This window comes from Hahella sp. CR1, from assembly GCF_029813005.1.
GTDB lineage: Bacteria > Pseudomonadota > Gammaproteobacteria > Pseudomonadales > Oleiphilaceae > Hahella.
Genome location: NZ_JAPELK010000020.1, coordinates 20,993 through 45,720 on the forward strand (window position 1 = coordinate 20,993; position 24,728 = coordinate 45,720).

Annotated in this window: 22 protein-coding genes; 13 read left to right on the forward strand and 9 right to left on the reverse strand. The window is 55.2% G+C overall.

What is annotated here, in order from left to right:
• Nucleotides 1-23 precede the first annotated feature (23 nt).
• Nucleotides 24-1,142, reverse strand: coding sequence for an efflux RND transporter periplasmic adaptor subunit (locus ONV78_RS29390; protein WP_279508095.1), 1,119 nt, complete (start codon nt 1,140-1,142; stop codon nt 24-26).
• A 474-nt stretch (nt 1,143-1,616) separates the two neighbouring features.
• On the opposite strand from ONV78_RS29390, the gene ONV78_RS29395 reads away from it, so the two are divergent.
• Nucleotides 1,617-3,269, forward strand: coding sequence for a BamA/TamA family outer membrane protein (locus ONV78_RS29395; protein WP_279508098.1), 1,653 nt, complete (start codon nt 1,617-1,619; stop codon nt 3,267-3,269).
• Complete coding sequence (locus tag ONV78_RS29400) at nt 3,269-7,111, forward strand: translocation/assembly module TamB domain-containing protein (RefSeq protein ID WP_279508100.1); 3,843 nt, start codon at nt 3,269-3,271, stop codon at nt 7,109-7,111. The genes ONV78_RS29395 and ONV78_RS29400 overlap by 1 nt, the downstream gene beginning before the upstream one ends.
• Before the next feature lie 26 nt (nt 7,112-7,137).
• On the opposite strand, the gene ccoM is transcribed toward ONV78_RS29400, so the two are convergent.
• Both ccoM and ONV78_RS29410 read right to left on the reverse strand, forming a co-directional pair.
• Nucleotides 7,138-7,257 carry a cytochrome c oxidase subunit CcoM gene (gene ccoM, locus ONV78_RS29405; protein ID WP_279508102.1) on the reverse strand — a complete coding sequence of 40 codons (120 nt, stop codon included), beginning with the start codon at nt 7,255-7,257 and terminating at the stop codon, nt 7,138-7,140.
• Between the two features lie 136 nt (nt 7,258-7,393).
• The gene (locus ONV78_RS29410) at nt 7,394-8,011 is read right to left on the reverse strand and encodes a chalcone isomerase family protein (protein WP_279508103.1); all 618 of its coding nucleotides are present in this window, start codon (nt 8,009-8,011) and stop codon (nt 7,394-7,396) included.
• 368 nt (nt 8,012-8,379) lie between these two features.
• Here ONV78_RS29410 and ONV78_RS29415 point away from each other — a divergent pair, with 368 nt between their 5' ends.
• The 3 genes from ONV78_RS29415 to ONV78_RS29425 are packed head-to-tail and all read left to right on the forward strand — an operon-like array spanning nt 8,380 to nt 10,899.
• The gene (locus ONV78_RS29415; protein WP_279508104.1) at nt 8,380-8,994 is read left to right on the forward strand and encodes a flavin reductase family protein; all 615 of its coding nucleotides are present in this window, start codon (nt 8,380-8,382) and stop codon (nt 8,992-8,994) included.
• Nucleotides 8,991-10,019 carry a class I SAM-dependent methyltransferase gene (locus ONV78_RS29420; protein WP_279508105.1) on the forward strand — a complete coding sequence of 343 codons (1,029 nt, stop codon included), beginning with the start codon at nt 8,991-8,993 and terminating at the stop codon, nt 10,017-10,019. The genes ONV78_RS29415 and ONV78_RS29420 overlap by 4 nt, the downstream gene beginning before the upstream one ends.
• Nucleotides 10,006-10,899, forward strand: coding sequence for an RluA family pseudouridine synthase (locus ONV78_RS29425; RefSeq protein ID WP_279508107.1), 894 nt, complete (start codon nt 10,006-10,008; stop codon nt 10,897-10,899). The genes ONV78_RS29420 and ONV78_RS29425 overlap by 14 nt, the downstream gene beginning before the upstream one ends.
• Here ONV78_RS29425 and ONV78_RS29430 read toward each other — a convergent pair.
• Nucleotides 10,856-11,248 carry a DUF6455 family protein gene (locus tag ONV78_RS29430; RefSeq protein WP_279508111.1) on the reverse strand — a complete coding sequence of 131 codons (393 nt, stop codon included), beginning with the start codon at nt 11,246-11,248 and terminating at the stop codon, nt 10,856-10,858. The genes ONV78_RS29425 and ONV78_RS29430 overlap by 44 nt on opposite strands.
• Before the next feature lie 99 nt (nt 11,249-11,347).
• On the opposite strand from ONV78_RS29430, the gene miaA reads away from it, so the two are divergent.
• Complete coding sequence (gene miaA / locus ONV78_RS29435; protein ID WP_279508112.1) at nt 11,348-12,259, forward strand: tRNA (adenosine(37)-N6)-dimethylallyltransferase MiaA; 912 nt, start codon at nt 11,348-11,350, stop codon at nt 12,257-12,259.
• 2 nt (nt 12,260-12,261) lie between these two features.
• Here miaA and ONV78_RS29440 read toward each other — a convergent pair whose 3' ends face one another.
• A complete protein-coding gene (locus ONV78_RS29440) occupies nt 12,262-12,711 on the reverse strand; it encodes a CopD family protein (protein ID WP_279508113.1) in 450 nt (149 codons plus the stop codon).
• 147 nt (nt 12,712-12,858) lie between these two features.
• Between ONV78_RS29440 and ONV78_RS29445 the strand changes: the two genes are divergently transcribed.
• Entirely contained in the window at nt 12,859-13,653 is a 795-nt protein-coding gene (locus tag ONV78_RS29445; RefSeq protein WP_279508114.1) for a methyltransferase, read from the forward strand.
• Between the two features lie 45 nt (nt 13,654-13,698).
• Here ONV78_RS29445 and cmoB read toward each other — a convergent pair whose 3' ends face one another.
• Nucleotides 13,699-14,673 carry a tRNA 5-methoxyuridine(34)/uridine 5-oxyacetic acid(34) synthase CmoB gene (cmoB, locus tag ONV78_RS29450; RefSeq protein WP_279508116.1) on the reverse strand — a complete coding sequence of 325 codons (975 nt, stop codon included), beginning with the start codon at nt 14,671-14,673 and terminating at the stop codon, nt 13,699-13,701.
• Nucleotides 14,670-15,416: a carboxy-S-adenosyl-L-methionine synthase CmoA gene (cmoA, locus tag ONV78_RS29455; RefSeq protein ID WP_279508118.1), complete on the reverse strand. Its 747-nt coding sequence runs from the start codon at nt 15,414-15,416 to the stop codon at nt 14,670-14,672. The genes cmoB and cmoA overlap by 4 nt, the downstream gene beginning before the upstream one ends.
• Before the next feature lie 225 nt (nt 15,417-15,641).
• On the opposite strand from cmoA, the gene asnS reads away from it, so the two are divergent.
• A complete protein-coding gene (gene asnS / locus ONV78_RS29460; RefSeq protein WP_216739097.1) occupies nt 15,642-17,039 on the forward strand; it encodes an asparagine--tRNA ligase in 1,398 nt (465 codons plus the stop codon).
• 207 nt (nt 17,040-17,246) lie between these two features.
• On the opposite strand, the gene ONV78_RS29465 is transcribed toward asnS, so the two are convergent.
• Nucleotides 17,247-18,803, reverse strand: a complete 1,557-nt coding sequence (locus ONV78_RS29465) for a response regulator (RefSeq protein ID WP_279508121.1) — start codon at nt 18,801-18,803, stop codon at nt 17,247-17,249.
• 442 nt (nt 18,804-19,245) lie between these two features.
• Here ONV78_RS29465 and ONV78_RS29470 point away from each other — a divergent pair, with 442 nt between their 5' ends.
• The 3 genes from ONV78_RS29470 to ONV78_RS29480 all read left to right on the forward strand — a co-directional run bounded on the left by ONV78_RS29470 (nt 19,246) and on the right by ONV78_RS29480 (nt 21,727).
• On the forward strand, nt 19,246-20,106 hold the full coding sequence (locus ONV78_RS29470) for a UDP-2,3-diacylglucosamine diphosphatase (protein WP_279508122.1): 861 nt from the start codon (nt 19,246-19,248) through the stop codon (nt 20,104-20,106).
• Between the two features lie 239 nt (nt 20,107-20,345).
• A complete protein-coding gene (gene msrA / locus ONV78_RS29475; protein WP_279508123.1) occupies nt 20,346-20,993 on the forward strand; it encodes a peptide-methionine (S)-S-oxide reductase MsrA in 648 nt (215 codons plus the stop codon).
• 35 nt (nt 20,994-21,028) lie between these two features.
• Nucleotides 21,029-21,727 (forward strand): ATP-grasp domain-containing protein, encoded by a 699-nt coding sequence (locus tag ONV78_RS29480; protein ID WP_279508124.1) that lies wholly within the window; start codon nt 21,029-21,031, stop codon nt 21,725-21,727.
• Here ONV78_RS29480 and ONV78_RS29485 read toward each other — a convergent pair.
• The gene (locus tag ONV78_RS29485; protein ID WP_279508125.1) at nt 21,714-22,190 is read right to left on the reverse strand and encodes a hypothetical protein; all 477 of its coding nucleotides are present in this window, start codon (nt 22,188-22,190) and stop codon (nt 21,714-21,716) included. The genes ONV78_RS29480 and ONV78_RS29485 overlap by 14 nt on opposite strands.
• Before the next feature lie 429 nt (nt 22,191-22,619).
• Here ONV78_RS29485 and fabR point away from each other — a divergent pair, with 429 nt between their 5' ends.
• Complete coding sequence (fabR, locus tag ONV78_RS29490) at nt 22,620-23,252, forward strand: HTH-type transcriptional repressor FabR (protein ID WP_216739103.1); 633 nt, start codon at nt 22,620-22,622, stop codon at nt 23,250-23,252.
• 316 nt (nt 23,253-23,568) lie between these two features.
• Entirely contained in the window at nt 23,569-24,705 is a 1,137-nt protein-coding gene (locus tag ONV78_RS29495) for a hypothetical protein (RefSeq protein WP_279508127.1), read from the forward strand.
• Nucleotides 24,706-24,728 lie beyond the last annotated feature (23 nt).

Here is a 24,728-nt window from a genome sequence, read left to right on the forward strand (position 1 = left end):
TTCTCCTAGTTTACCGGTGCGGATCAGCGCAGTTCCACGTTGTTGTTGATCTTCACGCGGGAGCCGTTCTGCAATTTGAGCTGACCGGCGGTGACCACGGACTCGCCGGGCTCCAGCCCTTTGGTTATTTCAGTCCAGTTGTTCTGCGACAGCCCCGTTTCAACATAACGGCGCTCGACCACCATATTTTCCTGGGCGTCTTTGGTGGCGGCCTGACCTTCTGCGGACGCCTTGCTGATTACGAATACAGAGGTGCCGTACAGCTTGGCTTCCAGAGCAGTGGAGGGAACTGTAATCACATCGCGCTCGGAGCCCAGCAACAGCTTCACTTCCGCGAACATGCCGGGACGCAACGCCTGGTCGGAATTCTCGAAAGTCGCCTGGATAGTGAAATTTCGGGTTTGCTGGTCCACTCGGGCGTCGATGGCGGTGACCTTGCCGTTGAACGTGCGTTCAGGAAACGCCGCCACCTTGGCTTCCACCTGCAGGCCGTTATGCACTTGGCTGAACAGTTGCTCGGGCAAAGCAAAATTGACGTATACCCGAGACAGGTCCTGTAGGGTGACAATGGGGGTTCCTGGCTGCACATACTCGCCAAGATTGACCTTGCGGATGCCCAATGTGCCTTTGAACGGCGCGCGAATGCTTTTCTTGTTGATGCGGGCGCGCTGGCTTTCCACCTGCGCCTGCGCATTCTTTAACTGCGCGCGGCTGGTTTCGAAATCCAGGCTGCTGGCGACATTGCGTTCTAAAAGCTTCTGATCGCGTTTGTAGGTGGCTTCCGCGAGTTCTGCGGAGGCCTGCATCCCTTTTATTTCCGCCACATCCACATCGGTATCCAGTTGCACCAGCAGATCGCCGGCATTGACCTGCGCGCCGGACGAAATCGGCATGGATTTGATGACGCCTGCTTCTTCGGAAGTCACCGTCACCTGCTGCACGGCGACAACGTTACCGATGGAGCTGTAGAAAGGCGTCCATTTCTCCGTGCGGGCGCTCTCTGAGGAAACGGTGACCGGCGGGGGCTGAAAGTTGGCGAAATATTCGCCCATCATTTTCGGCTTCAGATAGCCCAGGAAGTAGAAAATTCCACCGAAGACGACAGCAAGTACGACAATCATTATCGTCATGCGTTTAGCCATGAAGTTCTCCCTTTATGATTACTTGTATATGTCCGAGTCCGGCCGGAAGGCGGCCGGGAAAAGTTGTATGCTGGCGATGGGGTTGGGGCGTTGCCCCGAGGTTCGTTGATTGCAATCGCTGAGTTCCGGTTCTTCCTGATCCTGCTGAATTGTAAGTGCTTTTCGCGAATGTTCCTGAATAAAGGCGAAGCCGCCCTATGTTAGCGGATAAAACATGGTTGTCACCTCTAGTCATTATTAAATACGGGTAATTCCTGCGGTTTCATCTAGAAGGACATCGAAAATTATCGCAAAATGCCGAGTCTCATAGGACGAAGCAATTTCATCACCTGACTCTATATTTCGGATAGCCATTTCAACCTGATGCATTTAATAAGGTGTTTAGCTAGTTTCACATTTTTTCTGGCCGTTTCCGGACTTGCACACGCCATCGACATTCCGTTTTTTTCAGACAAACTCAAATATGAAGTTGTGGTGGAGGATAACGAGAAGCTGAAATCCTTGGTGGAGGACGAGCTGGATCGCCAACGGGATGAGAACCTCACGCTCAAGCAGTACACCAACCCGGTCAAAATCGCCCGCTACGAAAAAGACATCATTCAACGTCTGCTGCGTTCTCAGGGATATTACGCGGGGGCCGTGGAATACCGCCTCAAGGAAGATGACAAAGGCGTGACCTATCTGCTGACCCCGGGTCCCCTGTACAAAGTGCAAAAAATCACTTTCGACGTGCCTGACGGGTTCAAGATGCCCAGAGCTTCCACGTGGCCTTTGCGAGAGGGGCGCGCGCTGGTGGCTTCCAATGTGCTGGACACTCAGGACGCGCTGAAAAAATATATTCAGGAAAACGCCTGCTTTTACGAAGTGAAGCTCAGCTATGTAGCGGAAGTGAATCACGCCGATCATTCCGCGACGGTGTCTTATCGCATGGAGCCCAGTCCCAGCGTCAACTTCGGCGAGATCGCTGTTTCCGGTCTGACGTCCGTCAAAGAAGAATATCTGCGCACAAAACTGGGATATGAACCGGGACAATGCTTCAACCGCGCCCGCGTGGATCAGGCGCGCTTGAATCTGCTCAAAACCAACCTGATTGCGCGCATCGAAACGAATATCGCCCAACCGGAGAACGGACGCGTCGATACCTCCTTCAACTTGCAGGAGCGCAACCACCGCACGCGTAAAGCGGGGATTGGTTACAGTACGGATGAAGGGATTGGGCTATCGCTGGGCTGGGAACATCGTAATATTCTTGGCGCTGGCGAGAAGATCGAAGTAGGCGGACGCGTGTCGCAGGTGCGTCGCACCGTGGAAGGCGAGCTGACGCTGCCTAACTTTTTTCGTGATGATCAAAGCGCCATTCTCAACGGCGACCTGACCAAGAAGGAATTGGACGCCTATGATTCCCTTAGTGCTCAGACCAGTTTTACGATCAAGCGTCAGTTCACGGATATCCTGTCCGGCTCCATCGGCGCGCAGCTGAAATACAGTGAAGTCACCGACGAAGGCGTGACCGATGAGTTTGGTCTAGTGTCTTTTCCATTCACCTTGAAGCTGGATACGACCGACAATCTCCTCGACCCGCGCAAAGGGTTTATTCTTACCGCTGGCGTTCAGCCATACATTGATACCCTGGAAACCTCCCGCCGCTTTGTGAAAACCACTTTCTCCGCCAGTACGTATCTGACTGCTGACTCCTTTTACTGGGAGCCCACTTTGGCGTTACGGGCGGCGACAGGAACTATCTCCGGACAGTCAACGGGCGATATACCCGCTGACGAGCGCTTTTATGTAGGCGGCGGCGGCTCCGTGCGCGGATACCCATATCAGTCACTGAGCCGAATCACTGACGATGATCCATTTGGCGGCAGCTCGTTTAACGAAGTCTCCGTGGAAACTCGCTTTCGCTTCTCCGAGAGCTGGGGCGCTGTGCTCTTTGTAGACGGCGGCTTCGCTTTTGACGACGCCAACCTGCAGCCGGGAGAAGAACTGAAATGGGGAACGGGAATCGGCTTGCGCTATTTCACTTTCTTCGCGCCCATCCGCTTTGACGTTGGCGTACCTCTCAGTCCCAGGGATGGAGTGGATGACAACTTTCAGTTGTACATCAGCATAGGGCAGGCCTTCTGATGCTGCGCAAATGGTGGGTGCGTTGGCCGGCTCATTTTTTCTCCCTGATCATGAGTCTGATTGTATTCATGCTGCTGCTGGCGGTGACTTTCGTCGGCAGCGAAAGCGGGCGTGTCTGGCTGCTGGGTAAAGGCCTGCCGCTGGCGTTGAAAGGCTCTCCCATTCGAATTGAAGTCGAAGATGTCGGTAGCCCGGATCTTGGCCACTGGAGTTTTGGGCTGCTGGAAGTCTATCTCAACGAGAAGCAACTGGTGCGGGCGCGGGCCCTGGATCTGCAGGTGGACATCAACAGTCTGTTCGCCCAGCGGGTGCACGTGGACAATCTGTCGGCGGATGATTTGTACATCAACCTGGTGGACACGCTACCAGAGTCCAGCGAGGAAGAAGAGGCTCCGCCGGAGTCTGGAACTACGGCAATGTGGCCGGTGGCGCTGGATGAATTGTCGCTGCTGCGACTGAAAGTAAAAGCGCCGGGCATGGAAGATATTCCTGCGGCGAAGATTCATGGTTCCGGCACACTGTACTGGACGGATGTTCCCCTAACGTTAGAGCTGAACGCCGGGACGCTTGAGGAAAAGCCCGCGCAGATTGCGGTCGCCACGCAATGGGATGAACAAAAACGGCTGACATTGACCGCAATGTTGAATGAGCCGGCTGGAGGCTGGCTGGGCGGATTGGCGAAAATGCCCGCCTGGCAGGCGCTGGATGTGGAATTGAAAGCTGTGGTGGCGCAGTCCGAACCCTCAGATCAGGCGACCAGCGGCGCACAGAGCGGTCCGACTTACGGCATCGATCTGCAACAATTGAAAGCCCCGTTGTTCGGCCACAGCCTGCGCGCATCCGGAAAAGTGGATGTGAATCTGGATGCGTTTCTGGTGCAAACCGCAGGACTGGATATCTATATTGATCAGCGCCTGCAAAAGGTGCGTGGGCGGGTGACGGATGAAGAGCTGGACGCGCAGGTGGACATCGATCGCTTTCCGCTGGATGTGCTGGCGCCCTGGACCAAAGATTTCAGCACCGGTAACGCCAGCGCAAGTCTGCGTGCGACGGGCTCTCTGAATGACCCGCAAGCCTCGGGCAGCGCCAGCGTGCGCACTAACTTTAGCGGCAAGCCCTTGATCGCCTCCGTGCGCGGCAGTGGCGGCAAAGAAAAGATTGTCATCGACTCCCTCACCGCCAGTCTGGACGAATTGCAGGCGCAGGCCAGCGGAACGGTGGACCTCGCGGCGGAATCATTGAATATTCGCGTCACCCGTGCGCAGACGCCGTTAAGTTATCTGAGTTTGTTGGATATCGCGCCGCCGGAAGGGTTGGAACTGTTTGCGGAAGCGAGCGACGTCACTGTGACCGGCCCCTATGTGTCGCCCAACTATGAAGGGCGGGTGTCTGCTCGCGGCTCCTACCTGGATTTGCCTTTTACGGTGCAGGGCGGCGTGAAAGGCGGCATAGACTCCGTCACGCTGCGCGACGCCCGCGTCAACACAGGGGAAGCCTGGGTGACGGCTGCAGGCAAGATCGACTGGAGCAAATCTCTTCTCGACCTGAGCGCCAAGGGCGGCAAAATCCCGCTGGACCTGCTTAGTAAACTGGAAATCGAGCTGCCGCCTGAACTGGGACCCACACTGGTTGGCGTCGACGCCAAAGTGAAAGGCAAGTTCACCAAGCCGGAGTTCTCCGGCGTGGCGCAGGCGGCGGGCAGCTTTAAGTCGCAAGCCTTTGCGGTGAGTGCGAACCTGTCCGGCTCTCCCGATGTATTGAACTTTCGCTCATTTCGCGCCGAATTGCCCCGCGCGCAACCTAAAGATAGCGATGCGGCCGCAAGCCAGGCCGAGCTGGCCACGCTGGAAGGCTCCGGGCGGGTCAGTATCGCCAAAAGTACGCTTAATCTGGATGTCGTGGCGCATAAACTGCCGTACTCACTGGCTGCATTGGCGGATGTGGCGTTGCCGCCTGATCTGAGCGGCGATGTGGATGCAGATTTACACGTGGAAGGGGCGTTTACCGATCCCAAAGTCAGTGGACGCCTGCACACCGCGGGTCGCTATTCGACCTTGCCGTTTGAGGTGACTGGCGAAGGCGAGGGCGGAACACAGGGGGTGGATGTTTCCTCCTTGACCGCGAATCTGGGCGATGCTGGGCGTATCGATCTGTCTGGCTGGTGGCGACCCACCGGGTTTGACGTCTCGCTGAACGGCTCCGGTGTGAACACGAAGAGTTTGCAGGCTTTAGGCTGGCAAATGCAGCATGGGGTGTTAAATACGGATTTGCGATTGCAGGGTTCGCTGCAGCAACCCAAAGTGGACGGTTATGTCGCCTACGCCACGGAAATCGAAGGGATGGACGACAAAGGACGAAAGCAAAAATATCCGTTGCAGTTGCATACTGATATCGCCACACAGGAAAACGAAACCTTGTCGCTGGTGACAGTGATCAAGAAAGACGATACGCAGACCGGCAGAGTGAAGCTGGATATTAACGCGCGCACATATCTGGATTTCTTCAACCAACTGCAGGGCGAGCTGGATGTGCGTAAGATTCCGCTGGATGTGGCGGTGGCCGGTAACCTGGAGACGCGCTGGCTCAATTTTCTGCTGGACCCGGATATTCACCGCTTTTCCGGTGACCTGAATCTGAACCTGTCTGCGCAAGGCGTTCTTGGCGATCCTCTGTTAAATGGCGATTTGAAACTGCAGGATGGTTTTTACGAAAACCGCATCACCAGCACTTTATTTAAAGACGCTCAGGCCAATCTGGCGTTTTCCGGCCGGAAAATGACCATGAGCGACAGCTCCGCCAGCGATGGCGGCTCCGGCAAGCTGGAGCTGCTTGGCCATGTGGACTGGAGTGAACTGAAGGGCGGTGAAGAAAGTGATGACAAGCCGATAGAACTGCAGCTGGTCGCCACCAACGCCAGTATTCTGCGTCGCTCCGATATGGAAGGGGCGGTGTCCGGGAAGTTGACGCTGGAAGGAGACTTCAAAAACCTGCTGCTTAGCGGAAAAGTGGAAGTGTTGCCGTTCGCGATGATGCTGGACGCGGCGCTGGGCCGTGATATTCCGGAGATTGAAGTACGCGAGGTGGCTAAAGAAGTGTTGGAGGAAGACAGCATCCTACCTTTGCCCAAGGTCGCTCTGGATATCCGTCTGGTCGTCAACCAGCAGGCCTTTCTACGTGGGCGTGGCTTGGAAGCGGAACTGAAAGGCCGGGTGTTCGCCAAAGGGCCGCTGGAGTCCGCCTCCTACCGCGGCAACTTTGAAACCCTGCGCGGCACCTTTGAGGTCTTTGGTAAGAAGTTCGATTTGCAGGAAGGGGAGGTGTTGTTTGAGAACGACAGCTTCACCATGTTTATCGTGGGCGTCTACACCAGCAAGGACACGGAATATCGTGCGGAACTGTCCGGGTCGCTGGCGTCGCTGAAGGTGAATCTGAGCTCGAACCCGCCCTTGCCGGAAGATGAAATCCTGTCGCAGCTCATGTTCGGCAAGTCCGTGCGCAACATCACGCCGATTCAGGCCTATCGCCTGGCGGCAGCGGTGCAGACGCTGCGAGGGGAAGGCGGCAGTTTCTTTGATCCTATCGCCACCACTCGCGATTTGCTGGGGGTTGATACGCTATCCGTCGACACACAGGAAACCGACAACGGCAGCGGCGTGTCCGTCGGCGTGGGCAAATATTTGACTGAACGCGTCTATCTGGAGCTGGAGCGAACCCCAGATCCAGCGCAGCCGTGGAAAGGCTCCGTCGAGGTGGAGTTGAACCCCAACCTCAACCTGGAGACGACCACTGGCGGACAGTCCGGCTTTGGCGGAGTCGAACTACAGTGGAAGCAGGACTACTGACGCCAGGATGGCGACAAAGCCTGTAATCAATGATGTTTCTGATGCTTGTCGTTTTCTTTTTTCAGCACGACATAGACGCCGCCGAAGAATGCGATGGTCATGCCTACTACCAGTAATCCCGCGATGATGGTTTCGTCGATGTACATAATGGATCTCCAACTTGGCTGATCGATAATAACGTGATCTTTAGTTGGATTATGGCGAGGGTCCGCCATGGCGAGTTTGACTCAGGTCAACCTCTCCCGGCGGCCATCTCCCTGGTAACGCTTATATTGACCGGGGTCAATTCCGGTCAGCCATTCGACTCGCCGATTGTTGCGGCGCCCCCAGGATGCCGGCTTTGAAGTCCTGACTGACCGGGTAGTCGCCAATCCAGATAGACAGAATGGCGTCGAACAGCTTCTTGCCTGGAATGACGCCGCGGTCACGCCCGTCCAGCCAGACTTGCGCCCCGACGCCGGGGATATATTCCACGACGGCGGTGTCTCCTTTTTCCAGCTTTTGATCGAACATATGCACCATCTGCTCGATCTCCACACGGATGTCCTCCGCCTGCTGCTTGCTGATATTCAGACGCATGCCTTCGTAAAAGGCGTCTGCGATCTTGCGGCCGCGCACGTCTCGCAGCATGGTGAACTCCATGCGCCGGTAACCTTCATCGGCAAGCAGAGCTGGCGCTTCGTGAGTCGTGCGCTCCACATATAAGGCGCCGACATAAACATCGACAAAGACCAGAAAGCGGCGCGTAGCGGCTCCATTCAAGGAAAGAGAAGGGCGGTCGCCCTCCGGCGGCAGGGACTCAGGAACTTCCACGCCTTGCAGCGTTACCGCAAAGGACGGCTTGGTCAGACTCAACAAGACGATAAACAGCATCGACGATAGCGTTGGGGATATGCTCATTGTGGCGCCTCTTTGCCCTTGGGTCTGCGACAGCATTCATGCAGGCCCCGGCGCCAGGGTTTGTTATAACTTTATAAGTTCCTGGCGCGACAGGTTGATGGACGTATTTGTTTTTATAACGTCAGGGCTTTCCAGGCTTGGCTGCCTGGGAGGTTCTGACTGAATGTTGAGCAGTGTTACACAAAGATACAAAGATTGAGTGGATGCTGATCACATTTTCATCTGTGTCGATAGGTCTTTTTATATAGTCCGCTATCGGGGCGACATTATTTTCCCAACTCTTCGTAAAGGTTAGAAAAAAGAGGCTGGCGGGCTTAAAATAGCGGGCTTTAGCAACCTCAAGCCACCGCAACGCGACAGAGTCCCCCATGTATATTGACTTCCAGCAATTAGAAGCGACCAAAATCTATCATTGGATGACGCAGACCATCATCCCTCGTCCCATTGCATGGGCGCTGACCCGCAATGAGGATGGAGGCATGAACCTGGCGCCGTTCTCCTATTTCACGGCGATTTCCAGCGCGCCTCCCACCATCGCCATTTCCATCGGTAAAAAGCCCAGCGGAGAGCTGAAAGATACGCGCAGCAATTTACAGGTTGGCGCGCCCTGCACGGTGCATATCGCTGGTCGCGAAATGGCGCAGGCGGTGACGGACTCGTCCCGGACGCTGCCTTACGGCGAATCCGAACTGCCAGGGCTTAACCTGTCATTGGTGGACTTCGAAGGTTTTGAGTTGGGCAGATTGGCGGAATGTCGTTTGGCGTTTGGGTGCCGGGTGCAGGAAGTGGTGGAGCTGGGCAGCGTGCCCCAGGCGATGGTGCTGCTCAATATCGAAAAACTGTTTGTGGACGATAGCGTGATGACGACGGACGCCAAAGGCCGTCACAAAGTGGACGCAATGCAGGTGAACCCGCTGTCCCGTCTGGGGGCGGATGAATACGCCACATTGGGCGAAGTTATCAGTATTCCGAGGCCGGCATGAGTCAGTTAAGCAATCCCAGCCAAGCGCTGTTACGCCAACGTGAGCAGTTGAGCGGCCGGATACTATTGTGCTCGCCGCCCGCAGACGCCATTGCTGCGGACCTGCGCCAGACTGGCGCAGAGGTCAGCGTTCTGAGTTGGGATCACACGGCGGTGAACGCCTGCCGGAACGCCGTAGCGGAAGAGCGGTTATTTACGGATCTGGCGTTGCCTGCTGACGCGCAATGGGATCAGATCGCCCTGTTTATGCCGAAGGCCAGAGAAATGCTGGATCTGATGCTATCCGTTGTCGCGCCGGCATTGAAACACGTACAGCATATCTGGCTGGTGGGCGAAAAGCGCGAAGGCGTGGAGAGCGCCGCCAAGCGTCTGGCGAAAGAAGGCTGGGACGCCGCTAAAGTGGACTCGGCGCGTCATTGCCAGGTTTGGCAACTGACGCCAGCGAATGATTGGCGGCCGCAACAGGACGAGTTCTGGCGCGCCTACGAACTCACGCAGGAGAAAGTAGACACGCTTCAATTATTCACGCTGCCGGGAGTCTTCAGCGCGGGTCGTCTGGACGAGGGAACGCAAGTGCTGCTGGAGTCTCTGCCGGAGTTGCGCGGGAGGCGTTTTCTGGATTTTGGTTGCGGCTGCGGCGTTATTGGAACGACTTTGAAGAAGCGCTATCCCAAAGCATCGGTAGAGCTGACGGATATCAATCTGCTGGCGCTGAAAAGCGCGGCGCGCACGGCTGAAGCCAATAGCGCTGAGTTGAATATCTATGCGTCAGACGGGCTTGCTGAGGTGCAGCCCGGCGTAGACGCCATTGTCACTAACCCGCCGTTTCATCAGGGGGTGAAGCAGGATACGCGCATCACCCAGCAGTTTCTGCGCGATTGCGCTCGCGTGCTTAAGCCGGGAGGTTCATTGACCCTGGTGGCCAACCGTTTCCTGCCATACCCGGACTGGATTGAAGCCCATGTTGGGCCGGTGCGGGTTCTGTTCGAGAACAGCCGATTCAAGGTGTACCATGCCGTCAGATAATGTTTGGCGTTCCGGGGGCGGGGAAGTGGACGCGCAAAGTCGCTGGCGCCGTAAGTTGATCGTCGGCGAAGCGGTGGCGGATGCGTCTACCTGGCTGGCCGCGCAGACCGGTTTGTCGAAGCAAAAAGTCAAAGACGCCATGCTGAAAGGCGCCGTCTGGTGGAAGCGCGGCGGCAAGCCGCAGAAGCGTCTGCGCAGAGCCAAATCTGCATTGGCGGTCGGCGACGTGCTGGAGCTGAATTACGATCCTCAGATTCTCGCGTTAAACAGTCCGCAGCCCACATTGGTGGCGGATCATGACGCTTATTCCATCTGGTGCAAACCCGCCGGGCTGCTGACGCAGGGCTCCGAATGGGGCGACCATTGCAGCCTGCTGCGCATGGTGGAACTGCATTTCCAAAGCAAGCGGCAGGTATTCCTGCTGCATCGCCTGGATCGCGAGGCCATGGGATTGGTGATCATTGCCCATAATAAAGCGGCGGCGGGGCGGTTTGGCGCGCTGCTGCAGAATAATGCGCTGGATAAATTCTATCTGGCGCGGGTAAAAGGGCGACTGGCGCAAGAGCAGGGGGAAATCGACTTCCCTGTGGACGGCAAAGCAGCGTTGAGCTATTACCAGGTCCAGCATTATGACGAAGCGACGGATTCCAGTCTGGTGCGGGTCAAACTGATCACGGGACGCAAACATCAGATTCGACGCCATTTTGCAGATCTGGGGCATCCCTTATTGGGCGATCCGCGTTACGGTTCCGGCAACAAGCACGAGGACGGCTTGATGCTGGCGGCGATGGAACTGGCGTTTAACTGTCCCATGCGCCGCCGGGCCATGCGAGTAGTTATGCCGGAGGCGTTGCTTCCGGCTTGGGCTCATCAGCGCTGACAGACGCTTGGGCGGCGATGGCGTCATGATTGGGGCAGAAATCGGGAACCCCAAGATTGGCGTTTTCCTGTTGCAGGTGTTCTCCACAGTGGGCTTTTTCTGAACAGTTACGACAGTTTTGAATGGCTTTGAACACCTCGACGGAAGATGAGCCCCGAACATAATGCGCGGTGTCGACGCCTTTCTGCTTCAGCATCTGGCCCAGGCGCTCTTGTTCCACCCGGTTGGCCAGCCCGTTGTAATAAAGGTCCGCTGTGCGTGAATTGCGAAAAATAAACGCCAGCACCATCATGGTTGGCAGCATAAATACAGCGGCGACGGCCATCCAGATAATGGTTATTTTCATCATTGCCATACTCCGTGCTCAGGTAAACAGGGTCTGATATAAGCATAGATTAGATTGCTTCCTGGCGGAGAAGGCTGTCCGAAATCAAGAAAAGAGTCACAGATGAGTATCGCTAACGAAAACCCTAACGCCAGGCCCATAGTGGTGCTTGGGCCCACTGCCTGCGGAAAGACGCGGCTCGCCGTAGGGCTGGCGCGCGCCATGGCGGGAGAGGTGGTGTCTGCGGATTCCCGGCAGGTGTTTCGAGGTATGGATATTGGAACCGGCAAGGATTTGCAGGATTACGGCGATACGCCTTATCACCTGATCGACATTGTTGATCCGGGGACTCCGTTCAGCCTGTTTGACTACCTCAGTTTCATGCAGCGGACACTCGATGATCTGGAAACAAGAGAGATGCGCCCTATTATCGCCGGCGGCTCTGGGTTGTATCTGGATGCGATCCTGCGCGGCTATCGACTGGTTGAAGCGCCTGTCGACCTGCTGCTGCGGGAACGGCTCAAACATCACGATCAAGAGCGACTGAATGCGCTGCTGGCCTCATTGAGACCCTTGCATAACACCACTGACACCCAGGACCGTGAACGCACGCTGCGAGCCATAGAGATTGCCTACGCAGAGCTGAATGAAGACAGTCCCAGTGTGCAGATCAGTATCGATCCTGTCGTGATCGGATTGCACTGCGACAATGACCGATTACGCGCCCGCATTCGCGAACGTCTGGAAACTCGTCTGGACGAAGGCTTGATTGACGAAGTGGAAAGCCTCCGGGCGGCGGGTTTGAGTTGGCGGCAGTTGGATGAGCTGGGATTAGAGTACCGCTATGTCACGTTGTATCTGCAGGAGCAGCTTAACCGTAATGACATGATGCAAAAACTGGCGTCCGCGATATATCTCTTCGCCCGCCAGCAAGTGAAATGGTTCCGTCGTATGGAGCGTCAGGGCGTCGCCATCCACTGGCTGGAGGCGGACGACGCGCCATTGGACGCCGCTCTGGCGTTATTGCAGCGCTGATGTCAGAGCGGCCACTTGCCAACGGCGACGCAGATGACGATAAGCCCCAGGCACAGATTGGCCAACACAGCCTGTCGCACCTGATTTAGCGCGGCGCCGGCTTCGCTCCAGGTCTTTTCCAGCGTGCAGGTCTTCAGCTTGCGAAAGGGAAAGAAAAACACACCAACGAAGATCAGCGTCATCGCCAGTGCGCCGCCCAGCATGACATGTACATACAACGGCGGTTTACTACCCCACAGCGCGAGCATGCCCACGCCGGAGCCCCAGAGCGTCAGCACGGCGATCCACACCCACCGGAAAAAGCGGGTCAGCACTTCCGACCACAACGGCAGGCGCTGAGGCGGCTGCAATTGCTCCGCCGCTGTAGGGCGCAGAATGAAATAGGCGAAAAACATACCGCCGACCCAGCCCAGGGCCGCTAGAACATGAAGTATTTTAAGTAGCGAAAGCATGGTGAAGCGTATCCTTGTTGCATTGAAGCGATTGATATTGCGGCGACGTTTTTTCGAAGGCTTTTCAATAACCTGTCGAGGGCTTTGTGCGCAGTAGTGGTATTATACGCGTCAACATCAATCTCGATTCAACAGTAAGTTCCCAAAATGCAAGAAGATTCAAAGGGTTCCCCGGGGCACAACTTCGACGAACTGAAAGAGCGCTTTCAGAATAATATTTATGGCACCCCCAAAGGGCGCTTACGACTGGATCTGATCAACGAAGACCTGGATGCCCATTTGGCGGAACAATTGGGAGAGGGCGCCTGGCGAGTTTTAGATATCGGCTGCGGCGCGGCGATGATCAGCGGACGCTTGGCGCAGGCGGGACATCGCCTGACTTTGACCGATCTGTCCGCAGAGATGCTAACGGCGGCCCGCGCCAATCTGGAGTCTCTGGGAGCGGCGCAGGCCTGCGAGGAGTGGCGTGAAGGCGCGATGCAGGAGGTTCTGCCGCAACTCCAGGGGCCCTATGACCTGATAATCGTCCACGCAGTGCTGGAGTGGATGGACGACCCTCGCCCCGCCCTGGAGCAGGCGCTAAGCAAGTTACGCAGTGGCGGCGTGCTGTCCCTGGCTTTCTATAACCGCAATAGCCTGATTTACCGCAATCTGCTGCAGGGCAATTTCCGCAAACTCAAGAAGAACAACTGGAGCCATCGTAAAGGGGGGCTGACGCCACAGAATCCACTTGATCCCGATGAGGTCTACGGCTGGTTGGAGCAGGCGGACATGAGACAGTTATGCAAACGAGGCATACGCACTTTTTACGACTTCATGCAAAAACACGTCGCCCGCGAGCGCAGCTATGAAGACGTACTGGAAATGGAGCGCGCCCACTCCCAGAAAGAACCCTACCTCTCCCTGGGCCGGTATATTCATGTGTTGTATCGGAAGGAGTAGGGCTGACGCAGATCTACCGGCAGCCCATGGGGTTTAGGCCGCCGATTAAGGCTTCCTGGCCACCAACACCGCGCGGGCCGGGGCGGGGTAGCCTTCGACGGTTTTGCTGAAGTCCTCTGGGTCGAGGAAGTCTTTGAGTGACTGAAAGGTCATCCAGTCTGTCTGGCGTTGTTCTTCCAGTGAAGTGACGCCTTCATCCACAATGCGAACGTCTTCGAAGCCGCAACGCTCCAGCCAGCGTTTAGTGGCCAGAGAGCTGCCGATAAACCAGACATTGCGCATCTGCGCGTAGCGGTCCAGCGGGGTCAGGATGGTGTTTTCGTCGCCAGGGATGACCAGTGTTTCCAGCACCAGTTCTCCACCCGGGCGCAGGGCCGCTTTCAATTCATCTATGTGATCAAACGGCGAGCGGCGATGGTACAGCACGCCCATGGAGAAGACTGTATCAAAGGCGCCCATGTTGGGCGGCAGGTCTTCTGAACGCAGCGGCAGGTAATAAACCGGCGCGGTGGGCGCGTATTTTTTAACGCAGTGGAACTGGAACAGAAACTTGGGCGAAGGGTCCACGCCGAGGACGAACTGCGCGCCTTCACCCAGCATGCGCCAGCAGTGGTAGCCGCTGCCGCAGCCAACATCCAGCACAAATCGATCTTTTAGTGGGCTTAAATGCGGGGCGACGCGCGTCCATTTCCAGTCAGAGCGCCACTCCGTGTCGATATGGGCGCCAAAGAAATTGAAGGGGCCTTTGCGCCAGGGATGCAGACCGCGTAGTCCTTTGATCAGCGACTCCCGCGCTTCTGGATCAAGGTCTGCTTCCGCGCCGATCATCAATGTGTCGACGTCGAACTTTATTTGGCTCGTCTGCGCCGCGGGAAGCTGCTGCAAGGCGTTCCACCAGCCTTCATAGTCGCCATGAGTACGAGAATAATAGCGCTCATCCAACACGCGTTCGAAGTCGGGGATAAAGCGCTGCAGACGGTTTTTGTCGGCGTGGGCCAGGAAGTCGTCGAAACGGATCATTTTATTGCCAGAAAAGAGACGAAGTTAAAACATTGGAACCATAAGTAAGCCTGGCTGAACCCGGCCCTTTGCAGACGCTCAATATGCGCCTCGATGGTTTCCGGCACCAGGACATTCTCCAGGGCGCTGCGTTTTTGCGCGATTTCCAGATCACTGTAGCCCCGGGCACGTTTGAAGTCATGATGAAGATCGAACAGGGTATGCTGCTTGTCTGCATCGGCGAACTCGATTTTCTCGGACAGCACCATCGCGCCGCCGGGTTTCATGTTGACTGCGATGCGATGCAGCAGATCTTCCCGTTGCGCCAGAGGAATGAACTGCAACGTGAAGTTCATGATCGCGATGGAGGCGTTTTCAATGGGCGTGCTCTGGATGTCCTGACAGAGTATTTCTGTGGGGATGGCGCTGGGCATGCGCTCCATGTTCACTCGACAACGCTCCACCATGGCGGCGGAGTTGTCGACGCCTATCACCTTGGGCTTGTCCTCGGACGCATTGAAGTGCTCAAGGTTGCTGCGGATGGCGAGGGTGGAGGCGCCCAGGGAGCAGCCCAGGTCGTAGCAATGGGTTCCCGCCTGGGCGTAGCGCCGGGAAATAACGCCGATCATCTCCAGCATCATGGCGTAGCCGGGCACCGAGCGGTTGATCATATCAGTGAATACGTGCGCCACCCGCTCATCAAATTCGAAGGCGCCGACGGCGCCTTTGGCGTCTTGGTAGATTCGGTCTTTGCTGTCACTCATTTTCCGCTCGCTCCTGTCAGGGCGCGCATTTTACCGCCCCGGCCCATACAGGGTCCAGTCGCCTGGGTTATTGTAAGCCCTGATGACTGGCGTATAAGGCGCTTAAACCGCAAGAGAACGCTAGACTTTGCGTCTTAACCCATCTTTAATTGGCGGTTGTGCGCCATTGGCCAAAAAATTTGAGAAGCATTTATTGAAAAGATAGAGAGGATAGCGGGCAGGTTTATGACTCATTACGCCATTTCAGACTTACTCAAGAACAAAGCGGAGATCGGTAGCGAAGTCACCGTCAAAGGCTGGGTAAGGTCAAGAAGGGACTCCAAGGCGGGCGTCTCTTTTATTCACGTGCATGACGGCTCCTGCTTCGACGCGATTCAGGCGGTTGTCGCCAAAGAGCTGCCGAACTACGACGCTGACATTCTGCGTTTGACCACCGGCTGTTCCCTGATTGTCACCGGAACCCTGGTAGAGTCGCCCGGGCAAGGACAATCCTGTGAAATTCAGGCCACCTCGGTGGAAGTGGTTGGTCTGGTGGACGATCCGGAAACCTATCCGGTCGCCAAGAAAAGACACACCTTTGAATTCCTGCGCGGCGTCGCTCACTTGCGTCCGCGCACTAACGCGTTCGGCGCCGTGACTCGCGTGCGTACGGCTCTGGCTCACGCTGTGCACCATTTCTTCTATGAGCAGGGCTTTCAGTGGATCAACACGCCGATCCTGACCGCCAGCGACTGTGAAGGCGCCGGCGAGCTGTTTCGCGTCAGCACCCTGGATATGGTCAACCTGCCCAAGACGGACAGCGGCAAGATCGACTACAGCAAAGATTTCTTTGGCAAAGAGACGTTCTTGACCGTGTCCGGTCAGCTAAACGTGGAAGCCTACTGTCTGGCGATGTCCAAGGTGTATACCTTCGGCCCCACGTTCCGTGCGGAAAACTCCAACACCAGCCGTCACCTGGCGGAGTTCTGGATGATCGAGCCGGAGATCGCCTTCGCGGATTTGAACGCCGATGCGGATCTGGCGGAGCGCTTCCTCAAGCACATGTTCAAGGTGGTGCTGGACGAGCGCAGCGACGACATGGCGTTCTTCGCTGAGCGCATCAATCCTGAGGTGGTTACTCGCCTGGAGAATATGGTCGACAAGGAATTCGTGCGTATCGACTACTCTGAAGCGATCAAGATTCTGCAGAACTGCGGCAAGAAATTCGAATACCCGGTGCAGTGGGGTCTGGATCTGCAATCTGAGCATGAGCGCTATCTGGCCGAAACCCATGTGGGCGCGCCAGTGATCGTGATGAACTATCCGAAGGAAATCAAAGCGTTCTACATGCGCTTGAACGACGATGATAAGACCGTTGCGGCCATGGACGTTCTGGCTCCGGGCATCGGCGAAATCATCGGCGGCAGCCAGCGTGAAGACCGTCTGGACGTGCTGGACGCCCGCATCGGCGACATGCACCACAAAGAGGAACTGTGGTGGTATCGCGACCTGCGTCGTTACGGCAGCGTGCCCCACGCGGGCTTTGGTCTGGGCTTCGAGCGCCTGATCGCTTACGTTACCGGCATGGAAAACGTGCGTGACGTCATCCCGTTCCCGAGAACTCCGGACAACGCCCAGTTCTAAGGCGCTGGCCAAGACGTTCATATAGACGTCCCAGCCAACAAAAAAAGGCCCGATTAAATCGGGCCTTTTTTATGCTCGAGGCAAACAGGTTATACGCTGTCTTAGTAGCATGACGTTGTCAGAAGAGACTGGTCAGGAATCGCTTCAGGTCACACGGGACGGTGACCTCCGCCATATGCCCAAACTACGTCATATTGGCGTCAGGTATTAAAATACGCCGAAGCCTTTCAGCAGAGACACAATCGCCAACACCACCGCAACGCCGCCAATAACCATGGCCGCTGCGCCGCCGCTTTTCGGCGGCTTGACGTTCTGCAGGTTGTTGAGTTGCGTCGCCAGCGTGGTTTTCTGGCGTTCCAATTGCTCGACCCGCGTCGCCATGGCGTCGATCTCGCTTTGTTTTTCCGCCATTTGCTCGCGCAGGGCTTTGGCGATCTGTTGCACCAGATCCTGTCCCTGCTTGCTGATCTGGCCGCGCAGAAGCTCTTCCACCGTGCCTTCGATGAGCGTATGCAGCTTCTTGTCGTTGAGGATGTCTTCTATGTTCAGACTGGGCGCAGGCTCGTCTCTGGTGGTGCGCTCGATCAGGGTGCGCTTGAGTTCTTCCTTGGCTGACTGCAGTTCCGCTTCCCAGGTGCTGAGCCTGTCTTCCACATTGTTGTCCATAGTGGCGGTGGCGGAGTGGGTGGCGATATCCATGACCTGGGGGCGAATACGCTCGATGAGGTCGTCCAGGTCGGGCGCTTCCGGTACAGGCTTGGCGCGCATTTCCAGGTCGTTGACGGTTTCTCTTAGCTGTACGTCCAGATCGCGGCGGGACTCGCTGACAGCGTCGTCAATAGAGCCGAGCAAGCGGTCTTCCAGGCTTTTCAGCTCGGCGTCCAGCAATGGCGTAAGGGTTTGTTCCACATCACGGGTAATGGTGGCGGCGAGTTGCACTTCGTCAATAGCAGGGGCGGCGGGAGCTTCTGCCGGCTCAATGCTGGCGATGTGCGCCTCTAGAACCTGCTGTACGCGCTTTTCCAGTCCTGGCATCAGTTCTTCGCGCAGCTGTTCCGCCATAGCGCCGAAATCAGGTTGGGATTGCTCCGGCGCTTCAGAAGGCTGGTCACGCAGCTGCTGGATATCCTGGCGTAGAGTGCTCAGCTCGCTTTCGCTTTCTCTCAGGCGGCTTTCGAAACCATCGAAAGAAGGGAAATCGCGACTGTTTTTCTCCAGTTTGTCGAGACGGTCCACCAGGATTTCCCAGTCGGAGGCGGACACCACGGCTTGCTGAGGTTGCGGTGGGGTGTATTCCGGTGTGGGGGTGGGAATGACAATCTCTGAAGAGACTTCTTCTACCGTTTCCGCCACAGGCTCCGCTTCCTGAGGTATGGCGACGGAGGTGAGGGTTCCGCTGCGTGCGGATTCAATCACCATGGCTAACTTTTCCGCTTGCGGCGGCTTGAACAGCGTGCCCGAGGCGCCGATGGCGCGGGCTTCCGCATCGTAATTATCTTTTCCTTCTTTCCCGGTGCACATGATAACGGGAATATGGGAGGTCTGAGGGTCCGCCTTGATTTTCTTGGTGGCTTCGAAGCCGTCCAACTCAGGCATCAGATGGTCCATAAAAATGATATCGGGCAGATTGGTTTTCAGCATTTCCAGAGCATGTACCCCGGATTCTGCAAGTTGAACCTGCAAATTATGCTTCTCTAACAGTCTTTGTAATGTAATACGCGCCAGTTTGGAGTCATCTACCACCAGTGCAGTTTGCAGCGACATTGCGGAACCTTTTGCAATTTAAGATACATCGATAAATCTAGCACATTCTTGAAGCTAGCCGGCAAAATCCTAGTATAGGGTTTGTTGACGTTTCTGCATCCTCTGAACGCCCTAGCCACAGGCTTTTTCAGGCGTTAAAAGGGCGATGCCGGAACCTCGACAAACACTAAGGTACGACAAAGATATATCAAATAAGACTTTCCTATCAAAAATCATAAGGTTAGATATTGTAACAGCATGTTTTTTGATCTGTTTAATGTAACTTTCGCCATTTGGTCACCTTAGCGTCATATAGCCTTTCTAGCATCGCGGCTAAAGATGATTAAAGTTAATTTTTCTATTGCTTCAGCTTTGTATTTGCATATTCAAATCAATATGTTGCGTTTGCTGGAAAAATAGATAATTACGCCGCAAGGGCTTAATCGCAAAAAAGGACATCCAGATGCAAGATTCCTTAAGAGCCGTTTTTATCTCAGATGCGCACTTGGGCTCGGCCGCCTGCCAGGCTGAGCACTTGCTGGATTTTCTCAATAAAATCAAGACGGATAGATTGTATCTGGTAGGCGATATCATCGACCTGCTGGAAATGCGACGCAAAGCCCACTTTCCCGAGACGCACCGGGCCATTCTCAGCCTGATCATGCGTAAAGCGCGGGAAGGGATGGAGGTCATTTATATCCCCGGCAACCATGATGACTTCTTCAGGCAGATGGCGGGACAGACCTTCTCCGGCGTGAAGATTCGACTTAATTGCGTCCATCGCACAGCGGATGGGCGCCGCTTCCATGTCAGTCATGGAGACGAGTTTGACCAAATCGTGCAACTGAGTCCGCTGGCGCTGCTGGTGGGAGATAAGGCCCATGGTTTAATGCTCAAGCTTAACAGCTGGCTGAACCGCACCCGCAGGGTATTCGGCTTTCCTTACTGGTCCCTGGCGGGGTATCTGAAGACCCATTTAGGACGCGCAAGGGAGTTCATTCAACGCTACGAAAATGCGGCGTTGAAGGCGGCGCGCAACCTGGAAGTGGACGGCTATATCTGTGGCCATATTCATTACGCTGCGTTTCGCCGCAAAGACGGCAGGCTCTATTGCAATGACGGCGACTGGGTGGAGCACTGCTCCGCATTGGTGGAGACCCACCAAGGACAGTTAAGGCTGCTGCACTGGTCGGAGCAGCCGCGCTGGCTGGCGGTGGAGCCGGATGCCGAACCGACCTGGATCGATGAGCCTATTCCTGGCCTGTTTCCGGTTCCTGCCAGTAGCGGGTTGTCTGGTGATAAGCAAGCGCCCAAGGCCGCCTGATACGCTGTATCGGCGTTGTCCCGAGACCGGCTATTCCATTATGAGAAGCCAAATCAAACAGTTGGCTGCTTGCTTCTTACAGAAATATAACGCAGCTGTCTTCTCGCCGGGCTTGAACCAATTCCCCGAAAACGTGTCTACTATCACAATATTGATCTGCTTTTAGCATCGCAATCGGCATAGGTGGCGGGCGATCGTCATGACGGCGAAGTTTAGGAATATTGGGAGAGGTTAAGCATATGTTTGGAAGTCATTCACAGGATAAAGCATCCATGCCTGCGCGGGAGCAAGCGTTGCCGGGCAGAGCGGAGCCCATGGAAATTGAGGCCGAGCACTTTGTCTTTGGCGTGGACATGAGAGGTCCATTTCCAGCGCAAATGCAAACCGCGGTGTTCGGGCTGGGGTGCTTCTGGGGAGCGGAGCGTTTGTTCTGGAAACAGGAAGGCGTTTATAGCACCTGTGTCGGCTATGCGGGAGGCTATACGCTCAATCCTACATACAAAGAAGTCTGCACCGGGCAGACCGGTCATGCGGAAGTGGTTCAGGTTGTGTTTGACCCCGCTGTGATCAGTTATAAAAAGCTGCTGAAACTGTTTTGGGAAAATCACGATCCGACTCAGGGGATGCGTCAAGGCAACGACGTCGGCTCTCAGTATCGCTCCGCTGTCTATTACGCTAACGACGAACAGAAGCAATTGGCGGAAGCGTCGAAGGCGGAGTTCCAGCAGTCGCTGCATGACGTAAACCGTGGCGCTATCACGACGGAAATTACGCCAGCGCCAGAGTTTTATTTCGCTGAAACCTATCACCAGCAGTATCTGGCCAAGAATCCTGGTGGATATTGCGGCCTGGGCGGCACTGGGGCTTGTCTGGCCAGCGCGGACTAAGTTTTGACTGAGCCTGCGACCCTTACCGGCTGACCTTGGTCATCCCGGAAAAGAACGACCCTGAGCGGGATTCTGTGGCGGCGGCCTGGAGCGCCGCCGGAGGCGAGGTATCCCGGCTGGGACGATTCTGGGAGCCTCCTTCCTATGATCCGGCCAAGGTGCGGGTCTATGGAAATGACACTTTTGCTCTGGTGCTAGCGCAGAAGTTGGGACTTGACCTGATTTCACCCGCAGACGACCTGTTGGTGCAATTGCCGCAACAGGCGTTGCAACGCTCGGTAACGCTACTGCCTCTGTCAGGGGCGATGACGTTGAGTTTTCCGGCTTTCCTCAAACCTGCCACGCCCAAGCTGTTTAAAGCCGCCGTGTATGCAACCCCGGATGATTTAGCAGCGGAAACCCGAGGCCTGGAGCCGGATACGCCGGTGCTTCACTCGGACATCGTACAGTTCGCTTGTGAAATTCGTTGTTTTGTCTGGCGGGGAGACGTGTTAGACGCGGCGGTCTACGAAGGTGATGGAGCGCTTGATGACGGCTTGAGATTCGCCAGACAGCTTGGTCAAAGCGAACACCTCCCGACCACCTGCGTGCTCGATATCGGCTATATCCCCCAACGCGGTTGGGCGATTATCGAAGCCAACGCCGCCTGGGGCGCCGGCCTCAACGGATGCCGGGCCGAGAAAGTATCGCCTTGTATTGAGGCGGCGACCCGGAAATTGGTTACTGGCAGTTAACAGAGTACTCACCAATCGTCAGTCTGCCTTTTAACGCTTCTGGACTGAACTGATTCAAAAACTCCGGTATTTCTTGCTGAGCAGAGACTCTATGAATGAAATCGTAGACGGCGGGCTCTAGTATCGGGCCTGAATAGAGATAACAGGTGCGATCAGAGACTACAAAGAGAGTGGAATATTTTTCCTGGAAGCCATTCAAATTAATATTATCCAGGGCGGGAGAGGCGTGAAAAGCGCGAGTGACACTCACGTTATCGCCTTCCGTACTTTTAAAGTCATTCAAGTAGGCTGCCCAGTCAGCATAAAGCTCGGACTCATTCAGTGGCGAGTCTTGCAGAAATAATTGTATTTTCCCTTTTTTATTATTGCTTTCTACCGCGTTAGTTGTTGAACAACCGGCAGATAAATAAGTAGTCAAAATTAAAGCCAGACTAATCTGTAGTCGATATTTACATCTAGCCATTTAAGGGCTCCCAAATAGAGATGATTTCTTTATTGGTGATCATCTTTTGATACAGACCGGCGCTTGAAGCTGTGGGGCTTGGCGTCAACAATGTGCTGAGAGGTCTCCGGCTCCGTTCACTAATATAAGCATTCCATCCCCTCCATTCATTGCTTAATTGCTTTCTCCTGATTTTCCATTGTTCTTGTCGCCAAAACTTCAGGTTAAGTAATATACTTTTTTCTGTTTTGGCGAAAGCTCAATTGGGCATATTCACTCACAATAAAAAATTAGTTTCTTGTTGGGAATATCGATAAACCCTAGGATTGTCTAGTTGGCGTTCGTACAGTTATTCATAAAATTAGTTATGAAATGTAATAATGGATATAACAAGTAGAGCCAATATGATATAAGCTCACGATTTTCTGGCAGCTATTGGTAACCACCGTTATGGCCGTAAGAGCCGAGAAGAAACAACAAGTTAATCGTAATATCTGTAACGCCGCGCTGCGTTTGTGCCGGACGAAAGGGTATTCCGGGGTGAGTCTGCGGGAGATCTGTCGGGAGGCGGGGATTGCGCCGCCGACGTTTTACAACTATTACCCGAATCTTGAAGAGCTGGGTCTGGCGATTATCGACGAGGCGGGGCTGACCTTGCGTCGTCTGATGCGGCAAACCTGGAAAGAGGTGGATGTGCGGGAAGGGGTGGTGCGTCGTACGATTCGCGTCTTTGGGCGCTATCTGGAAGAGAATGGCGACTTATTTCATTTCGTCGCGGCGGAACGAGTGGGGCGCGTGCAGGCGTTTCGGGATGCGATTGAGCGTGAGGTGAAGCATGTGGTGGAAGCCATGGCCAAGCCGCTTGCGGAGGTGGGAGCGGCGACGGACAGGCCGGTCGCGCATCCGCTTTATCTCTCTGAAATGCTGGTTAATTGCGCGTTTCAGGCGGGGGTTGAAAGCCTGTCCGCCAATACGGAAAAACGTAATGAAATCATCGAGCGCACGATCATTCAGGCGCGTATGGCTATTTATGGTTCGGAAGCCATGGCGAAAGGCGCTGTGGCGTCAGTTTCTGCGGAGTAATTCGCCGGTTTACGGCAGTGCTAGAGGTAATTCCTAACAACTGTTCGTATCGGCGAAATCCCTGCCAGTGGTGCAAAAATTGCGCACAAATTCAATGTTAGGCCAAACTTAAGCGCATTTAATGTGTTTTTTGTGCCGAATATCTCGCTTGTGGAAATATCTCTTATTCCTCTTCTTGTTTAAAAATTAACAAGTGTTAGTTTTATTTTGTCGAACAAAGACTCTCGCAGCGAGCGCGAGCGTCAGCCCTTGTTCGACAGCAGTAAGCATAGTTGGAAGTGCAGTACTGAATGAATAAGAATAAAGAGGAACGGAGATGGACCTTATACCCAAAGGAACGTGGAGAACTCTGTTGTGTCTGCTGCCTGCGTTGGGCCATCCTGTCGCCCATAGTGAGCTGAAGCCGATGGCGGATCAGGAGATGGGCGAAATTTCCGCCCAGTCCGCACTGGAGTTTTCCGCAACGGACATCAATTACAACCTCAGCCAGTTGACCGGCATCGAGTTCATCAAAAATCCCGGTATTGGATTTACCCGGGTGGAACAGCGCACGCAAACTGAGTCCGTGGACGCCACGGTGTACCGGCTCCAGCTCAATGGCTCCGGTGAACTGCACGCCTTCGCGGAAGAGCTGACCCTCGGCGACTATGGCGGGGCCAACAACTCCATCTACAAAGACGAAAATGGCCAGGGCGTGCCCGACGTGGCGTTGAGGAACTTCGGTTTTGGCAAATCGGCGCAAGATCCTTTCGTGTTTGAAGACCCCTATCTGGAAATTCAGAAGCAGCATCATGCTGACGGCACAGACACCATTCGCGGCATTCGCTTTGGCTTCGGCAGAGTCGATGGCTCGACGCCGGTGACTATCGACTCCATCTCCGGTTACATTCCGGCATTGAGCATTATGGCGGATCTGGGCGGGCTGGTGCGCTCACAGATATATGGCAGCGGCACCAAAGACACCTTCGTCAACATTATCGGATACATGCCAGATGGCTCCGGCAACTACCCGCAAACGCCAGCGCCTGGCGAGTGGGTGTGCAATGGCGGCATGTGTGGTTTTACTCCAGACAATGTGGGCCTGACCGGCAACGCTGGCATTGGTTACAGCTACGGTGGGAAGGAGTTGAACCTTTCGAATGTGACCAGCCTCGACTATCACAATGTTAAAAACTTCTATATTTCCTTTGTGCAGGGCGCGGGCAATTTGATGTCGAATCAGAATGGTTCGATCAACGGAGCCATGTGGTCGCAGCATCTTGAAGGGATTATTCCTGATTCCCGGCCGGATTTGCCGGGCTGGAACTTCGGCATTCCTTTCAACGACCCCAATCATCCAACAGACGGTTATCTGGAGGCGCATACCGACGTTGGGCCGACATTGCAGCAGATCTTTTTCGGCGTCGGGGATGACAATCCGCGCATGGGATATCAGAACAACAAGTTGTTTTAAGCGGCGATGAACTGTATCGGGAG

What these genes read in the sequence shown, in the direction of transcription:
- ONV78_RS29400 (WP_279508100.1), top strand. Translation starts at nt 3,269, where the DNA reads ATGCTGCGCAAATGGTGGGTGCGTTGGCCGGCTCATTTTTTCTCCCTG.
- ONV78_RS29425 (WP_279508107.1), top strand. Translation starts at nt 10,006, where the DNA reads ATGCCGTCAGATAATGTTTGGCGTTCCGGGGGCGGGGAAGTGGACGCG.
- ONV78_RS29410 (WP_279508103.1), bottom strand. Translation starts at nt 8,011, where the DNA reads ATGAGCATATCCCCAACGCTATCGTCGATGCTGTTTATCGTCTTGTTG.
- ONV78_RS29420 (WP_279508105.1), top strand. Translation starts at nt 8,991, where the DNA reads ATGAGTCAGTTAAGCAATCCCAGCCAAGCGCTGTTACGCCAACGTGAG.
- ONV78_RS29485 (WP_279508125.1), bottom strand. Translation starts at nt 22,190, where the DNA reads ATGGCTAGATGTAAATATCGACTACAGATTAGTCTGGCTTTAATTTTG.
- ONV78_RS29440 (WP_279508113.1), bottom strand. Translation starts at nt 12,711, where the DNA reads ATGCTTTCGCTACTTAAAATACTTCATGTTCTAGCGGCCCTGGGCTGG.
- asnS (WP_216739097.1), top strand. Translation starts at nt 15,642, where the DNA reads ATGACTCATTACGCCATTTCAGACTTACTCAAGAACAAAGCGGAGATC.
- msrA (WP_279508123.1), top strand. Translation starts at nt 20,346, where the DNA reads ATGTTTGGAAGTCATTCACAGGATAAAGCATCCATGCCTGCGCGGGAG.
- miaA (WP_279508112.1), top strand. Translation starts at nt 11,348, where the DNA reads ATGAGTATCGCTAACGAAAACCCTAACGCCAGGCCCATAGTGGTGCTT.
- ccoM (WP_279508102.1), bottom strand. Translation starts at nt 7,257, where the DNA reads ATGTACATCGACGAAACCATCATCGCGGGATTACTGGTAGTAGGCATG.
- ONV78_RS29495 (WP_279508127.1), top strand. Translation starts at nt 23,569, where the DNA reads ATGGACCTTATACCCAAAGGAACGTGGAGAACTCTGTTGTGTCTGCTG.
- ONV78_RS29390 (WP_279508095.1), bottom strand. Translation starts at nt 1,142, where the DNA reads ATGGCTAAACGCATGACGATAATGATTGTCGTACTTGCTGTCGTCTTC.
- ONV78_RS29415 (WP_279508104.1), top strand. Translation starts at nt 8,380, where the DNA reads ATGTATATTGACTTCCAGCAATTAGAAGCGACCAAAATCTATCATTGG.
- cmoA (WP_279508118.1), bottom strand. Translation starts at nt 15,416, where the DNA reads ATGAGTGACAGCAAAGACCGAATCTACCAAGACGCCAAAGGCGCCGTC.
- ONV78_RS29430 (WP_279508111.1), bottom strand. Translation starts at nt 11,248, where the DNA reads ATGATGAAAATAACCATTATCTGGATGGCCGTCGCCGCTGTATTTATG.
- ONV78_RS29465 (WP_279508121.1), bottom strand. Translation starts at nt 18,803, where the DNA reads ATGTCGCTGCAAACTGCACTGGTGGTAGATGACTCCAAACTGGCGCGT.
- fabR (WP_216739103.1), top strand. Translation starts at nt 22,620, where the DNA reads ATGGCCGTAAGAGCCGAGAAGAAACAACAAGTTAATCGTAATATCTGT.
- ONV78_RS29445 (WP_279508114.1), top strand. Translation starts at nt 12,859, where the DNA reads ATGCAAGAAGATTCAAAGGGTTCCCCGGGGCACAACTTCGACGAACTG.
- ONV78_RS29470 (WP_279508122.1), top strand. Translation starts at nt 19,246, where the DNA reads ATGCAAGATTCCTTAAGAGCCGTTTTTATCTCAGATGCGCACTTGGGC.
- cmoB (WP_279508116.1), bottom strand. Translation starts at nt 14,673, where the DNA reads ATGATCCGTTTCGACGACTTCCTGGCCCACGCCGACAAAAACCGTCTG.